This is a genomic window from Cellulosimicrobium sp. BMG9.22 (genome assembly GCF_059159975.1).
In genome coordinates this window covers 39181-52994 of the sequence record NZ_JBZGBY010000004.1, presented here as the reverse complement: position 1 = coordinate 52994, position 13814 = coordinate 39181, and the positions used below count along the sequence as shown (strand labels likewise).

General features: G+C 72.5%; 14 protein-coding genes and 2 tRNA genes. 8 read left to right on the top strand and 8 right to left on the bottom strand.

Annotated elements, in window-relative coordinates; genetic code table 11:
* Positions 1–72: 72 nt before the first annotated feature.
* Together AC4H2H_RS04415 and AC4H2H_RS04410 are read left to right on the top strand one after the other, a co-directional pair.
* Entirely contained in the window at positions 73–594 is a 522-nt protein-coding gene (locus AC4H2H_RS04415) for a PH domain-containing protein (RefSeq protein WP_494369604.1), read from the top strand.
* Entirely contained in the window at positions 591–2201 is a 1611-nt protein-coding gene (locus AC4H2H_RS04410; RefSeq protein WP_494369603.1) for a PH domain-containing protein, read from the top strand. The genes AC4H2H_RS04415 and AC4H2H_RS04410 overlap by 4 nt, the downstream gene beginning before the upstream one ends.
* Positions 2202–2220: 19 nt before the next feature.
* Here AC4H2H_RS04410 and AC4H2H_RS04405 read toward each other — a convergent pair whose 3' ends face one another.
* Positions 2221–2844 (bottom strand): GyrI-like domain-containing protein, encoded by a 624-nt coding sequence (locus AC4H2H_RS04405; protein ID WP_494369602.1) that lies wholly within the window; start codon positions 2842–2844, stop codon positions 2221–2223.
* Between the two features lie 145 nt (positions 2845–2989).
* On the opposite strand from AC4H2H_RS04405, the gene AC4H2H_RS04400 reads away from it, so the two are divergent.
* Positions 2990–3463 carry a hypothetical protein gene (locus tag AC4H2H_RS04400; protein WP_494369601.1) on the top strand — a complete coding sequence of 158 codons (474 nt, stop codon included), beginning with the start codon at positions 2990–2992 and terminating at the stop codon, positions 3461–3463.
* Here the strand turns inward: AC4H2H_RS04400 and AC4H2H_RS04395 are convergent.
* From AC4H2H_RS04395 to AC4H2H_RS04385, 3 genes are all read right to left on the bottom strand, one after another.
* Positions 3429–4373, bottom strand: coding sequence for an alpha/beta fold hydrolase (locus AC4H2H_RS04395; protein ID WP_494369600.1), 945 nt, complete (start codon positions 4371–4373; stop codon positions 3429–3431). The genes AC4H2H_RS04400 and AC4H2H_RS04395 overlap by 35 nt on opposite strands.
* A 134-nt stretch (positions 4374–4507) precedes the next feature.
* Positions 4508–5122, bottom strand: a complete 615-nt coding sequence (locus AC4H2H_RS04390) for a TetR/AcrR family transcriptional regulator (protein WP_494369599.1) — start codon at positions 5120–5122, stop codon at positions 4508–4510.
* Between the two features lie 63 nt (positions 5123–5185).
* Positions 5186–5785, bottom strand: a complete 600-nt coding sequence (locus tag AC4H2H_RS04385; RefSeq protein WP_494369598.1) for a GDSL-type esterase/lipase family protein — start codon at positions 5783–5785, stop codon at positions 5186–5188.
* Positions 5786–5992: 207 nt separating this feature from the next.
* Here AC4H2H_RS04385 and AC4H2H_RS04380 point away from each other — a divergent pair, with 207 nt between their 5' ends.
* Both AC4H2H_RS04380 and AC4H2H_RS04375 read left to right on the top strand, forming a co-directional pair.
* A complete protein-coding gene (locus tag AC4H2H_RS04380; RefSeq protein WP_494369597.1) occupies positions 5993–6874 on the top strand; it encodes a site-specific integrase in 882 nt (293 codons plus the stop codon).
* Positions 6871–7242 carry a tyrosine-type recombinase/integrase gene (locus AC4H2H_RS04375; RefSeq protein ID WP_494369596.1) on the top strand — a complete coding sequence of 124 codons (372 nt, stop codon included), beginning with the start codon at positions 6871–6873 and terminating at the stop codon, positions 7240–7242. Before AC4H2H_RS04380 ends, AC4H2H_RS04375 begins: the two co-directional genes overlap by 4 nt.
* 31 nt (positions 7243–7273) lie before the next feature.
* Here the strand turns inward: AC4H2H_RS04375 and AC4H2H_RS04370 are convergent, their stop codons facing one another.
* Both AC4H2H_RS04370 and AC4H2H_RS04365 read right to left on the bottom strand, forming a co-directional pair.
* Positions 7274–8473: a Fic family protein gene (locus AC4H2H_RS04370; RefSeq protein ID WP_494369595.1), complete on the bottom strand. Its 1200-nt coding sequence runs from the start codon at positions 8471–8473 to the stop codon at positions 7274–7276.
* 239 nt (positions 8474–8712) lie between these two features.
* Positions 8713–8785, bottom strand: a tRNA-Arg gene (locus AC4H2H_RS04365).
* A gap of 239 nt (positions 8786–9024) precedes the next feature.
* Here AC4H2H_RS04365 and AC4H2H_RS04360 point away from each other — a divergent pair.
* Positions 9025–9873, top strand: coding sequence for an ABC transporter ATP-binding protein (locus AC4H2H_RS04360; RefSeq protein WP_494369594.1), 849 nt, complete (start codon positions 9025–9027; stop codon positions 9871–9873).
* Positions 9870–11243 carry an FtsX-like permease family protein gene (locus AC4H2H_RS04355; protein WP_494369593.1) on the top strand — a complete coding sequence of 458 codons (1374 nt, stop codon included), beginning with the start codon at positions 9870–9872 and terminating at the stop codon, positions 11241–11243. The genes AC4H2H_RS04360 and AC4H2H_RS04355 overlap by 4 nt, the downstream gene beginning before the upstream one ends.
* Before the next feature lie 129 nt (positions 11244–11372).
* Here AC4H2H_RS04355 and AC4H2H_RS04350 read toward each other — a convergent pair.
* Together AC4H2H_RS04350 and AC4H2H_RS04345 are read right to left on the bottom strand one after the other, a co-directional pair.
* Positions 11373–11461, bottom strand: a tRNA-Ser gene (locus tag AC4H2H_RS04350).
* Positions 11462–11585: 124 nt separating this feature from the next.
* The gene (locus tag AC4H2H_RS04345; protein WP_494369592.1) at positions 11586–12560 is read right to left on the bottom strand and encodes a helix-turn-helix transcriptional regulator; all 975 of its coding nucleotides are present in this window, start codon (positions 12558–12560) and stop codon (positions 11586–11588) included.
* 63 nt (positions 12561–12623) lie between these two features.
* Here AC4H2H_RS04345 and AC4H2H_RS04340 point away from each other — a divergent pair, with 63 nt between their 5' ends.
* The gene (locus AC4H2H_RS04340) at positions 12624–13760 is read left to right on the top strand and encodes an epoxide hydrolase family protein (RefSeq protein ID WP_494369591.1); all 1137 of its coding nucleotides are present in this window, start codon (positions 12624–12626) and stop codon (positions 13758–13760) included.
* Positions 13761–13814 lie beyond the last annotated feature (54 nt).

The following is a 13814-nucleotide window of genomic DNA, read 5'->3' as shown; positions in this document are numbered from 1 at the left end:
CCCGGTCCGCCCCGGCGAGGACATGACATCCGGCACTCCCGAGCGGCGCCCGAGACCGGCAGGGTGTCGACCATGGAACCGACCCAGGCCTCCGCACCGGGCTCCGCACCGCTGCGCCTGCGCCCGCCCGTGCACCGGGTCGACGCGCGCGCGGTGCGGTGGTGGATGCTCCGCGGTCTGTGCTCGGCCGGTCTCGTGCTCGTGGTGCTCGCCGTCGTCGCGTGGCTCTGGGTCCCCGCGCGGCCCTGGCTGGTCGCGCCGATCGTGCTCTCCGCGCTCTGGACCGCCGTCCGCGTGCTCGTCGAGCCGCGCTGGCGGTACGCGGTCCACCGCTGGGAGACCACGGACCAGGCCGTCTACGGGCTCACGGGCTGGCTCGTGCGCGAGTGGCGGGTCGCGCCGCTCTCGCGCGTCCAGACCGTCGACGCCGTGCGCGGGCCGCTCGAGCAGATGCTCGGACTGGCGACCCTGCGCGTGACCACCGCGTCGTCGAGCGGGGCGATCAACGTCGTCGGGCTCGACAAGGACGTGGCCGCCGAGATCGCCGAGCGGCTCACGGTCGTCACCGAGCGCACCCCGGGCGACGCGACATGAGCGTCGAGCTGACCGACCCCGGCGCGCACCGGCCCGCCGACGAGGCCGTCCGCGAGTCCGGCGCCCCGGTCGCCGTCGCCGACGACGCGCCCTGGCTCCGGCTGAGCCAGCGGATGATCTGGGTCGACCTCGCGCAGACGGTCCTCTCGCTCACGCCGACGGCGCTCGCGGTGTGGGTGTTCGGCGTCGACGCGAGCTGGGACTCGCTGTGGGGGCTCGTCATGATCGGCGCGTTCGGCGTGCTGGGAGCGGTGCGCAACGTGCTGCGGTGGATCTTCACGCGCTACCGCATCACGGAGGACTACGTCGAGCGCCGCACGGGCATCCTCGTGCGCCGGTACCGCTCGGTGCGACGCGACCGCATCCGGTCCGTCGACATCACGGCGCGCCTGCGGCACCGCGTCGCGGGGCTGCGCGTCGTGCTCGTCGGTGCGGGGCAGCAGCTCGTCGCCGGGGAGTCGGCGCTCTCGCTCGACGCCGTCGTGCGGGCGGACGCCGAGGCGCTGCGCCGCGAGCTGCTCGCGTCGCAGGAGGAGCCGCACGCGACCCGCGGTGCGGTTCGGCTGCCGGTCCGGGGGCCGGTCCGCGACGTCGCGGACGACCGGGTGCTCGCCCGGTTCCGGCCGTCGTGGGTCGTCTACAACGTCGTCAGCGTCTGGGGCTTCTTCACCGCCGCAGGCCTGATGTGGGGCGCCTACTGGCTGGGTGCGACGTTCGGCGTCGACCTCCTCGCGTGGGTCCAGGGGCTGCTCGACTGGGACTCGCTCGGCATGCCGGCCACGATCGCGATCGGTCTGCTCGTCACGGGGGTCGTCGGCGCCGTCGGGATGGCCGTGAGCTTCTTCACCACGCACTGGGGCTTCGAGCTCGCGCGCGTCCCCGGCGAGAAGGGGACCCAGCTCCGCACGCGCCACGGCCTGTTCACGACGCGCGAGGTCAACCGCGACGACCGGCGCCTGCGCGGCGTGCAGCTCGGCGAGCCGCTGCTGTGGCGCTGGATGGGCATGGCCGACACGCAGGTCATCACGACGGGGCTCTCCGTGTGGTCGACGTCGCAGCCCGCCACGATCCTGCCGCGCGGACCGGTCTGGGTCGCGCGCCCGGTCGCGCGCGCGATCCTCGGTGCGGAACCCGACCCGCTGACCGTCCCGCTCGCGCGCCACCCCCGCGGCGCGCTACGACGTCGGCTCTGGTGGGCGACCGCGACGTCCGGTGCGGTGACGGCGGCGCTGTGGTGGCTCGCGGCGAACGGCGCGGTCCCGTTCGTGGCGATCTGGTGGGGCGCGGCGCTGTGGGTGCTCGCGCTCGCCGGCGCCGTCGTCGCGTGGCGCGCGCTGGGCCACGCGATCGCCGGCGACCACCTCGTCGTCCGCTCCGGGCTCCTGAGCCGCGCGACCACGGTCCTGCGGCGCGACGCGGTGAGCACGATCGCGCTGCGGGAGTCCGTCCTGCAGCGACGGCTCGGGCTCAGGACCGTCTCGACGATGACGGCCGCGGGCTGGGGCGTCTACGAGGCGCCGGACGTGGCCGCCGACGCGGCGCTCGCGTTCGCCGTCCGCGCGGCGCCGGGCCTGCTCGACCCGTTCCTCGTGCGCGACGGCCGGTAGCAGCGGGAGCCGCGCCGACTCAGCCCGGCCGCACCGGCTGACGCAGGACGGTGCGGAGCTTCGCCGGGTCGGTGCGCCGCACGTCGCTCAGATAGATCTCGTGGTGGGGACCGGCGAACGTCAGGCCGTGCTCGGGCAGGTACGTGTCGTGCAGCTCGGCGAGGACGGGGCCTTCGTCGTCGTACGACCCGACGTGCAGGGTCTGGACGGAACGGCCCTCGGTGATCGAGGTGCGCCGCACGCGGTCGAGCGCCGCCGGTGCGTCCTTCTTCGCCGCGACCGTCGCCGTCGCCGCGACGACGAGGTCCTCGTCCACCCAGTCAGGCTGGAGGATCAGCAGCGTCCAGCGCCAGGCGTCCTTCTCGCGCCGCACGAACGTCCCGGGGTCGTCCGCCGTCCACAGGCCCTCGAGAGGACCGACGACGTAGTCGCGCCCCTCCCGCTTGCTCGCGAACTTCACCGCGTAGGAGAGCGAGAACAGCGCCTCGACCGCCTCCGCGTACTCGGGCGAGGTGTTCGGGTCGCCCACGCCGTCGACGGCGAGGTAGGTGAGCGGCGGGACGTCGACCTCGACGAACCGGCCGCGGGGCGGGGCGTAGAGCTCGCGGTGCAGGACCTTGAGGTCGACCTTGTCCGTAGCCATGCCCGGACGCTACCGCCGAACACGACCTCAGTGTCGTCATCCGGCGGTTGGCGACGCCCAGGTCGTGCTCGACGCGGAGCAGAGTCGTGCTCGGCGACGGTGGACGGGACTGGCGCTCCGGACGCGCGACTGGTATTCACGGCACGTGACCGAACCGCCCGGGCAGACTCCGCCGTCGTCCCCGCTGCAGCACCCGCAGCACGGGTATCCCCAGGGCTACCCTCAGCCCGGCTACCCGCAGGCCTCCCCGCAGCAGGGATACGCCCAGCAGGGCTATCCCCAGCACCGGCCCGGGTACCCGCCGCCGGGGGCACGGGCGCCCGCGCCGCTGCCACCCGCCGCGTTCACGAGCAGGTACCGGCGGACCGCGTGGTGGCTGATCTGGGCGCCGGTCGGGCTGATGGCCGGTGCGGCGCTGCTGAGCGTCGTGCTGCTCGCGTACGCGGACAGCGACACCGACAACGCCGCGGCCGGCTACCTCGCGCTGGTGGTGTGGGCTCTCATGCTCTTCGGGGGACCGCTGCTCCTCGGCGCGTTCATCCCGGGGTGCGTGATGCTCTCCCGGTCGAGCCGGGCCCGCGCCGTCATGCGGGCCGCGGGGTACGGACCGCCTGCCTGACGCCGGCCCCGCCGGACCTCGACCCCACCGCGCGCACCGGTGCCACGTAGTCGACCACGGCACGCACGACGTCGGGGTCCCGCAGGATGCGGTGGTGCCCGAGCCCGTCCGTCGCGAGCAGCTCGCCCTCGGGCCAGTCCGCGGCGAGCGCCGCCCCGACGGCGAACGACAGCCTCAGATCCCCGCGGTCGTGCACGACGAGCGCCGGCGGCACCGCGTGCGTGCGCAGCGTGTCGCGGACGTCGAGGTCGCCGAGCGGTCGGGCGGCGACGTCGGCGACGAGCCCACGCAGGAGGTCGCGCGTCCGCTGCGTGAGTCCCAGCGCGTCCCCGAACGTGTCGATCTCGCCCAGTACGTCGTCGATCGCGGCGACCAGGACGAGGCGTCCGGTCGGTAGGCCGTCGCGCACCGCGAGCACCGTGGTCGCCGTCGCGAGCGAGTGGGCGACGACGGCCGTCGCGTCCCCGTGGGCGCGCACGACGGCGGCCAGCGCGCTCGCCATCTCCGGCATGGTGCTGCGGTGGCGCCCGAGGGCGCCGTGCCCCGAGTCGCCGTGGCTCGGGGCGTCGAACGTCACGACGCGGTACCCCTGCGCGCGCAGCGGCTCGACGAACGCGCCGAGCTGCCCCCGCCACCCGCCCCAGCCGTGGACGAGGTACACGACCCCGGCCTCGGGCCGATCGCCGAGCGCGGGCGCCCACGTCTCGACGACGACGGACGCCCCCGTCTCCGTCGTGACGCTGGTGATGGCTCCGGGCTCTGACCGGTTGTCGTGCCGGGGCCCACCGGACTGCGGGGTGCACCACAGGGCGAGCGCGAGCCTGGCCGCTCGCCGCGGGGCGACGCGCTGCAGCACGGCGAGGCGCGCCCGCAGGAGTGCGAGCTGGGTGGCCGCGCGTCGACGGCGCACGACTCGACGGCGGTCATCTGCACGAACGATCGTGCTTTTCTGCGACTCTGGTGCGGCCACGGGAGATTCCTCTCGGTCGGTGTTGCTCGGGCCTTGCCGGTCAGGGGACGGTCGGTGACGGGTCGGTGGACGGCTCAGCGAGCGGGTGCGGGCTCGCGCGCCGGCGTGCGGGCGCCGTCGAGAAGGGCCTCGAACGCGCTGCGGGCCCGCTCCTCGGCGCGCGGGTCGGCCATGAAGACGTGGGCGTGGTTCACCCCGAGCATGATGCCGTAGAGGTCGGAGGCGAACTGCTCGGGGTCGACGTCGTCGCGGAACCCGCCCTCGGCGACGCACGTGCGGTAGACCTGCGCGACGACGTCGTAGAGGTCCCGGTGGTCACGCACGAGCTGGTCGCGCACCGGGCCCTGCTGCGCGGACAGCTCGGTCGCCGCCTTGACGAACAGGCACCCGCCCGGGTCCTCCCGCAGGTCGCACGCGAGCCATCCTTCGAACAGCGCCCGCAGGCGCGGCTCGCCGCGCGGCGTGCGCAGCGCAGGGGCGATCACCGAGTCGACGAACTCCGCGCGCGCCTGGCCGAGGACCGCGAGCTGGAGGGACTCCTTGGACCGGAAGTGCGCGTACAGGCCGCTCTTCGACAGGTCCGTGGCACGGGCGAGCTCACCGATGGTGAGCCCGGACAGCCCGACGCGGTACGCGGCCTCCACGCCACGGTGCAGGATCACCTGCCGCGTCTCGTCGCCCTTGGTCATGCTGGCGACCGTAGCACGGTCGTGCGGAAATCAGGAGCGGTCGTGAACATCCCGGGTGTCGGGTCACCCGATCCAGTCGAGGACCGGTTCGGCGAGCATCCCCGCGAGGACCTCGTAGCCCGCCGAGCCCGGGTGCGCCCCGTCCCCCGCGCGCACCTCACGCCGCCACACGCCGTCGCGCACCGTCCGGTCCAGCACGCTGACGTACGGGAGGCCCGAACGCGTCGCCTCGTCGCGGAACGCGGCGTCGAGGACGGCGCTGCGCGCGTTGTGGTCGTCGTCCTCCACCGCGACCGGGCCGACGACCAGCACGGCTAGCTGCCCGAGCTCCTGCCGCACGCGGCGCAGTGCCGCGACCGAGCGGGCGACCTCGAGCCGGGGCGTGCCGTCCGCGAGCGACGCGTCGTTCACCCCGAAGGAGACGACGACGCGCGGCTCGTCCGCGAGCGCGAGCCGCGGACCGACCTCGCGCGCGAGACGGGACACGACCTGTTCCGACGTCTCGCGCCGGACGCCGAGGTTGTACGCCGTGAGCGGCAGACCCCGCTGCGCCGACGCGGCCACGACCCGCCCGACCCAGCCCAGGGCCGCCTCGTCACCCACGCCGGCGACGAACGAGTCGCCGACGAAGCACACCCGCACATCCCGGTCGGAGCGTCGCACCGGCGCAGTCTACGGCGCGGCTGGAACGACGAACGGCCCTACCCTGCCGGGTGAGGCCGTTTCGTCGGTGTGTGCGCCCGAAGGGATTCGAACCCCCAACCTTCTGATCCGTAGTCGGTCCTGACACCTGTGCTGGACGGGTCATGACGTGCAGGGTGGCTGCGCGGTCGGGTCACTGCGGGTCTTGACGGGTCGTGAGATTGCTACATGACTTTCCCGCAGTCAGCGTTCATGAGCAGGGCGAAGCGTCGTCAGTACGTGTCCGGGTCGCTGTACCAGCGCGCGTCCGACGGGCGGTGGATCGGGTCCCTCCTGGCCGGTCACACCGAGACGGGTGCGCCCCGGCGGGTCACGGTGTCTGCGTCGACGGAGGCGGAGGCGAAGCGACGCCTGGAGACACAGCGCCGTGAGATCGAGCGCGACGGCGTGCCGGACCAGTCGGTGCGCGCGGGCACGACGGTGCAGGCGTGGGCGGCGACGTGGCTCGCCGAGAACGAGAAGCGGGTGCGGCCCAAGACGTTCGCCACGGACCGGTCCTCGATGACCCGGTGGGTGATCCCCGCGATCGGCAAGCGTCGCCTGGACCAGCTGGCGCCGGCGGACGTGCGACGCGCGACGGCGGCGGTCGAGGCTGCGGGTCGGTCGTCGACGACGGCCCGGTACGCGCAGGGCGTGCTCATGCGGGCTCTACGTGCGGCGATGCTCGAGGGGCACCGCGTGCCCGAGCGGGTGCTGCTGGTCCCCGCCCCGGCGAAGGCCGCGCACGACCGTGACGCGCTCACGTACGACGACGCGGTCGCGGTGCTCGAGGTCGCGTCCGCCCGGCCGGATGCGTCGAGGTGGGTCGCGGCGCTGTTGCAGGGGATGCGGCAGGGCGAGTGCCTCGGCCTCACGTGGTCGTGCGTAGACCTTGAGGCGGGGACGCTCGACGTGTCGTGGCAGCTGCAGGCGCTGCCGTACGCGGACCGGGCGGCGGGAACGTTCCGGGTGCCGCGCGGGTACGAGGCGCGGCGGCTCGTCGGCGCCATGCACCTGGTGCGCCCGAAGTCGGCCACGGGGCGGCGCGTGATCCCGCTCGTCCGTGGATGACCGCGGCGCTGACGACGTGGCGCGATGTGGCGCCGGCGTCACCGTTCGGTCTGGTGCGGCCGTCCGAGGACGGCGGCCCGGTCTCCGACGACGTCGACCAGGCCGCCTGGTACGAGCTGTGCGACTCCGCGCGGGTCGCGTGCGTCGACGACGACGGGGGCGACGGAGGTCGCAGGTACCTGCTGCACGAGGCGCGGCACACGACCGCGACCCTGCTCCTCGAGGCCGACGTGTCCGAGCACGTGATCACGGCGATCATGGGGCACTCGTCGATCGTGACGACGCGCGGCCACCAGCACGTGTCCGGCGCGCTCGCGCGACGCGCGCTCGACGACGTTGCGACCCGCCTCGGGCTCACCGTCGGCTAGAGCACCCAGGTCATCGGGTCCAGGCCGCGAGTCACGCGGCGGGGCGCACCGAACCCATCGGTGCCGTGATCGCGTGGTACATCTCCATTGCCACGAACATCCGGTTGTACGAGCCGTGCGGCTCGGACAGGATTTCGAGCTCGACGAGCTTCTTGACGGCCACGTCCACGCCCTGTGGCGACTTGCCGAGGCGACGCGCCAGGACCGGGACAGTGATGATCGGTGTGCCCATGAGGTTGTCAACAATCTCGCGTGCCAGGCCGCTCCGGATCTTGCCCTCCTGTAGCCGCCGGACGTAGTCGCCCTGGAGGTCGAGGAGGAGGCTCACCCTCTCCGCGGTGTCGATCGCTGACGCCTCGATGCCTGCGCTGAAGAACTGGATCCATGGGTTCCAGTCACCCGTGGCGGACACCTGTGCGAGGTGCTCCTGGTACTCGCTCCGACGAGCCTCGAACCAGGGTGAGACGCTGAGCAGGGGTTCGCCGATGATTCCGTCGACCATGAGCTGCAGGACGATCAGCAGCCGACCGACGCGGCCGTTCCCGTCGTTGAACGGGTGCAAGGTCTCGAACTGGTAGTGGGCCATGGCTGCGGCGATGACTGGCTCGCGGTCTCGACCAGCGTTGATCCAGTCGACGAGGTCACGCACCGACGCTTCCAGTTCGATGCCAGGGGGCATGGGCACGAACCGGGCCTTCTCGACCGTGCCGTTCGGGCTTCCGATCGCCACCTGGCACGTCCTGATCCTGCCCGCGTCACGGGTCTCACTGTCGGTGCCCTTTACCAGGACCGCGTGAGCCTGCTCTAGCAGCGAGACAGCGACGGACCCTCGCTCGGTCACCCATTCGAAGGCCTGGTCGGCGGCGTCGACGTAGTTCATGACCTCGGTCAGGGCGAGGTTGCGCCCGTCGTCCGCGACGTCCGCCGCGAGTACCTCTTCGATGGGTGCGAAGGTTCCTTCGAGAGCTGACGTGCTCTGGGCCTCTCGTCGCAGGGTGGGTTGCCGCAAGATCCGAGGGTTGGTCACCTGTCGAGATGCCTGGTCGAGGCGCGCGAGCGCGCGCCCTGCGCTCGCGACCGCGCGCCAGGTCGCTGGCTCGAGGTGGGGTTCGCCATCGAGCCGGTCGGCCACGTAGGCATGGTGTTCGTAGGGACGGTTGTACCGCCCATCCACACCGGTGATGGGTCGTAGTGTCCCGATCGGGCTGTCCGCGAATCGAGTGATCTCCACATCACAACGATACGCGTTTATACGTTGGGATTCACGTACGCGATGACAACCAACTTTGCGAAGCGATCGAAGACAACAACACAAGGCGCCATCCCCTTGCGATCACAGCGGAGTAGTTCAACGAACGCAGCGAACCCAAGTGGTCGCTTACTGCGAGCTTGCTACACCGATCGCTACATCGCGCGTATCCGGGGGAACGACGAAGCCCCGGAACCGTTGCGGTTCCGGGGCTGTTGCGGTGCGCCCGAAGGGATTCGAACCCCCAACCTTCTGATCCGTAGTCAGATGCTCTATCCGTTGAGCTACGGGCGCCGGTCCTGCGGTGTTGCCACGGCCGTTGATCGCTCACCGGCCGTCCAGAAGACTACCGTGTCGACGCCGCGAACCCAAACCGGATCGGGTCGCCGTGGCCGGAGGTGACCGACGCCACGCCGTCCCCCTCGCGCCGCATCCCCGGGCACGTGCGGTCCACCCCTGGTCGGACCCGGCCGCCGGGACGTCCCGCCCGCAGCCCGACGCGGCCGCCCCGCCCGCCGACGGACGATCGACCCATGACGTTCTCCAGCCCCGCATCAGCCCCCGGCGGCTCGCCCCTCGTCGCGAGCGCGCTCACCAAGGTCTACGGCTCCGCCCAGGCCACGACGCACGCCCTCGCCGGCGTGAGCCTCACCGTCCACCCCGGCGAGTCGGTCGCCATCATGGGGCCGTCCGGGTCCGGCAAGACGACCCTCCTGCACTGCCTCGCGGGCATCATCACCCCGACGTCGGGGTCCGTCGCGTGGCGCGGAGACGACGTCACCACGCTGCCCGAGACCCGGCGGACGATCCTGCGCCGCCGGGACTTCGGCTTCGTCTTCCAGTCGGGGCAGCTCCTGCCCGAGCTGCCCGCCGTCGAGAACGCCGCGCTCCCGCTCATGCTCGCCGGGACCGCGCGCACCGAGGCGACCGCCGTCGCCGCGCGCTGGCTCGCGCACCTCGGCCTCGCCGGGATGGAGCAGCGCCGCCCCGGCGAGCTCTCGGGCGGCCAGGCGCAGCGCGTCGCGATCGCGCGCGCCCTCGTGGGGTCGCCCGGCGTCGTCTTCGCCGACGAGCCGACCGGCGCGCTCGACCAGTCCACGGGCGCCGAGGTCCTCGACGTCCTGACCCGCGCGACACGCGAGTCAGGCGCCGCACTCGTCATCGTCACGCACGACGCGGGCGTCGCGCGCCACTGCTCCCGCACGGTCACCATGCGTGACGGCCGCATCTCGGGCGAGTTCCTCGCCCCCGGTTCCCAGGCGGTGCAGGCACCGGTGCACGACGCCGCGACACAGGCCGCGATGGCCGCCCACCCCGCGGCCGGTCACTTCCCCGCTGCCCCGACGTCTCCCGCCGTGCCGAGCCAGGAGAGCGCCCGATGAGGAGCGTCGACCTCTGGTGGCTCCTCCGTCGCCGCAGCGCGGACGACCGCGACCCGCAGGCGCTGACCAACGTGCTCGCCATCATCGCGTTCGGCGTGACGACAGCGATCCTGCTCGTCGTCATGGGCGGCTTCCACGCGTTCTACGGTCGCGCGGGCGGGATGGAAGGGCTCCGCGAGGGCACTGCGGCCGGGGTGACGCCCTACGACACGCAGTACCCGTTCTTCGCCGGGATCGCCTCGCTCCTCCTGCTCATCCCGCTCGTCACGCTCGGCGCGGCCGCCGCACGACTCGCCGTGGCCCGCCGCGACGCGCGCCTGGCCGCCCTGCGCCTCGCGGGCGCCACGACGGGTCAGGTCACGACGCTCACCGCGCTCGACGCCGCCGCGCAGGCCGTCGTCGGGGCTCTCGCCGGGCTCGTCGGCTACGGGCTGCTGCTCCCCCTCGTCGCGCAGCTGCGCTTCCAGGGGCGCACCTTCGACGTCGGCGAGCTGTGGGTCGGCGTGCCCGCGTTGCTGGGCGCGGTCGTGCTCGTCGTGCTCGTCGCCCTCGCGTCGGCTCTCGTGAGCCTGCGCCGCGTCGCGATCACGCCCCTCGGGGTCGCGGCACGCGTCACGCCGCCGGGGCTCAAGGCGGTGCGCCTGTTGTCGATGGGCGTCGCGTTCGTGGCCCTGATCGTCGCGACGAACCTGTCCTTCGGGTCCGTCGCGGTCGTGATCACCGTGCTCACCGTCATCCTGCTCGTCGGCTTCGCCACGGTGAACGTCGTGGGTCCGTTCGTCATCTGGGTCGTCGGGCGGATGACGGCCGGCGGCGCCCGCCGCGTCCCGACGCTCCTTGCGGGCCGACGGATCGTCGACAACCCGAAGACGGCGTGGCGCTCCGTCGGCGGCGTCGCGCTCGCGACGTTCATCGCGGGACTCACCAGCGTCTTCGCGCTGGTCGACCCGGGCACCGGCGCGGACGCGGGCGAGGTCCAGCTCATGTCGGACCTCAAGTCGGGAGGGTTCCTCACGCTCGCCATCGCGGGCATCCTCGCGGCGGTGTCGACGGGCGTCATGCAGGCTGGTCGCGTCATCGACCAGCGCAGCGAGTACCGGACCCTCGTGCTGTCCGGGACGGACCTGCGCACGCTGGACCAGGCCCGGTTCCGCGAGACCCTCGTGCCGCTCGTCGTGAGCGTCGGGGTGTCGACGGTGGCCGCGCTGCTGTTCATGGTGCCCGTCATCGGGCTGAACGCGTTCTCGAACGCCGAGGTCGTGCTGCAGTTCCTGGCGTGCGTCATGGCAGCGTCGGCGCTCGTGCTCGCGGGCGCCGGAGCGTCCCGGTTCGTCGTGCGGTCGGCGCTCGCGACGACCGGAACGGCCTAGCCCTCCCCCGGGAAGTTGTCAGCGCCCCGCCCGTCCGGGGGCACCCGGGGTGCTGACGACTTCGTCGGGGGCGACGCGTCCGGGCAACAGAAAAGGCCCCGGGCGCTCGGCAGCCGGGACCTTCCTGAGCGGAGACGGAGGGATTTGAACCCTCGAACGGATTGCTCCGTTACCACCTTAGCAGGGTGGCGCACTAGACCTGACTATGCGACGTCTCCTCGCACGCTCGTCGAAGAGCCTGCGTCGCCCAGGGTACAAGGGCACCGGCACGAGACCAAACCCGCCCCGCCCGACGGCGTCGCCCGCGTGCCCCGTTCGGACGTCCCTCGGTGCGGTGCCGGGTCAGGCAGGGGTCGGGGTCGTGGACGGGGGACCCGCCGCGCGGCCGAACCGGGTCGCGAGGCGGTCGAACGCCACGGCGAGCTCCTCCCCGTCGATCACCTCGATGTCGACGTCGAGCTGTGCCAGCCACAGCGCGAGCCGGTGCGGGTCGTCGGCACCCAGCTCGACACGGCACGTCGACCCGTCGACCACCTCGACGTCGAGGGGGATGGGGATCTTCGCGGCTACCTCGGCTGCGGACGCGCGGACGAGCAACCGTGCGCGGTACTTCCACGCCCCGGTGCTGATGCGTCTGACGACGTGGTCGACGACGTCGTCCTCAGGGATCACGCGCGGGCGGAACCGCGCAGAGGTCGGTGCACGCGGAACCATGCGGTCGACACGGAAGACCCGCCAGTCGTCACGGTCGAGATCCCACGCGAGCAGGTACCAGATCGACCCCCAGGTCACGAGTCGTTGCGGCTCGGTGTGACGCGCCTCTTCGCTGCCCCCCGGCTTGGTGTACCCGAAACGGAGCCGCTCGTGGCTGCGGATCGCCGTGGCCACCGTGCCCAGGACCGAGAGATCGAGCGGCGGTTCACGCTCCGGTACTTTGCTCGTCGCCTCGCGCACCGCCTCGACCCGCCGACGCAGTCGCGAGGGGAGCACCTGCTCCAGCTTCGCCAGCGCGGTGAGCGACGTCTCCTCGACGCCGAACCCCCGGGTCGCGACAGCGCCCAGCCCGACCGCGACGGCGACGGCCTCGTCGTCGTCGAGCAGGAGCGGAGGCATCGCCGTCCCGGCGACCAGCCGGTACCCGCCCGCGACGCCGGGCCGCGCGCTCACGGGATAGCCGAGCGTCCGCAGCTTGCCGATGTCGGCACGCACGGTCCTCGTGCTCACGTCGAGCCGGCCGGCGAGCTCCGAGCTCGTCCAGTCGCGCTGGAGCTGGAGCAGCGACAGCAGCTCGAGCAGGCGGGCCGAGGTCGCCAACATGTTCTCGATCTTTCCAGCAATCGCGGAAGAAAGCCTGCCGCATCACCTGGGAACGTCGACGCCATGACCGAGACCACGGCACTCACACCGTTCCGCATCGACATCCCGCAGGCCGACGTCGACGACCTGCTCGCCCGGCTGGCACGCACGCGCTGGCCGAACGCGGTCCCCGGCCGAGACGACCACGGCGACTTCAGCCGTGGCATCCCGCTGGCATATCTCCAGGAGCTCGCCGAGCACTGGCGCGACGCGTTCGACTGGCGTGCGCAGGAGGCACGTCTCAACGAGGACGAGCAGCTCACGACGGTCGTCGACGGCCAGACGTTCCACGTCGTCCACGCCCGGTCGGCGAACCCCGAAGCCGTCCCGCTGATCCTCAACCACGGCTGGCCCGGCTCGTTCGTCGAGTACCAGCGGCTCGTCCCGCTGCTGACCGACGACTTCCACGTGGTCGTCCCGTCGCTGCCCGGCTTCGGGTTCTCCACCCCGCTGTCAGCAACCGGCTGGGAGCTGGCGCGGACGACGGAGGCCTACGCTCAGATCATGACGCGTCTCGGTTACGAGAGGTTCGCGGCCCACGGCACCGACATCGGTTCCGGTGTGGCGGGTCGACTCGCAGCCGTGCACCCCGAACGCGTCGTCGGCATGCACCTCGGCGCCGACCGTGCCCTGCTCGGGCTGGTCGGCGACAAGTTCCCGGTACCCGACGGCCTGTCCGACGACGAGATCGCCCAGCTCTCGGCGCTGCGTGCCGAGAGGGCGGCAGAGCGCGGGTACCTCGAGATGCACAACCACCGGCCCGACACGATCGGCCCGGCGCTCACGGACTCGCCCGTCGGTCTGCTGGCGTGGATCGCCGAGAAGTTCAAGACCAGGGCCGACGGTGGCTACCGACCGCCCGCCGTCGACCGCGACCAGCTGCTCACCGACGTCAGCCTGTACTGGTTCACCCGCAGCGGCGCGTCGAGCGCGCAGCTCTACTACGAGGCCGAGCACTCCGGGCTCGCCCTGTCCATGGCTGCCGGGGTGCCGTCCGGATGGGCGGTGTTCGACGCCCACCCGCTCGTGCGTCGCACGATGGACCCGGGCAAGGTGATCGGCCACTGGAGCGAGTTCGTCGAAGGCGGTCACTTCCCCGCGATGGAGGAGCCGACACTGCTCGCCGACGACGTCCGCACCTTCTTCCGCGGCCTCTCTTGACCACGTGCCACGTCGGTCGGTCAGGCCCGCCCTGAACGAGACCGTCGAGACAGG

What these genes read in the sequence shown, in the direction of transcription:
- AC4H2H_RS04390 (WP_494369599.1), bottom strand. Translation starts at nt 5,122, where the DNA reads ATGACCAAGGGCGACGAGACGCGGCAGGTGATCCTGCACCGTGGCGTG.
- AC4H2H_RS04355 (WP_494369593.1), top strand. Translation starts at nt 9,870, where the DNA reads ATGAGGAGCGTCGACCTCTGGTGGCTCCTCCGTCGCCGCAGCGCGGAC.
- AC4H2H_RS04340 (WP_494369591.1), top strand. Translation starts at nt 12,624, where the DNA reads ATGACCGAGACCACGGCACTCACACCGTTCCGCATCGACATCCCGCAG.
- AC4H2H_RS04415 (WP_494369604.1), top strand. Translation starts at nt 73, where the DNA reads ATGGAACCGACCCAGGCCTCCGCACCGGGCTCCGCACCGCTGCGCCTG.
- AC4H2H_RS04345 (WP_494369592.1), bottom strand. Translation starts at nt 12,560, where the DNA reads ATGTTGGCGACCTCGGCCCGCCTGCTCGAGCTGCTGTCGCTGCTCCAG.
- AC4H2H_RS04380 (WP_494369597.1), top strand. Translation starts at nt 5,993, where the DNA reads ATGACTTTCCCGCAGTCAGCGTTCATGAGCAGGGCGAAGCGTCGTCAG.
- AC4H2H_RS04360 (WP_494369594.1), top strand. Translation starts at nt 9,025, where the DNA reads ATGACGTTCTCCAGCCCCGCATCAGCCCCCGGCGGCTCGCCCCTCGTC.
- AC4H2H_RS04410 (WP_494369603.1), top strand. Translation starts at nt 591, where the DNA reads ATGAGCGTCGAGCTGACCGACCCCGGCGCGCACCGGCCCGCCGACGAG.
- AC4H2H_RS04405 (WP_494369602.1), bottom strand. Translation starts at nt 2,844, where the DNA reads ATGGCTACGGACAAGGTCGACCTCAAGGTCCTGCACCGCGAGCTCTAC.
- AC4H2H_RS04375 (WP_494369596.1), top strand. Translation starts at nt 6,871, where the DNA reads ATGACCGCGGCGCTGACGACGTGGCGCGATGTGGCGCCGGCGTCACCG.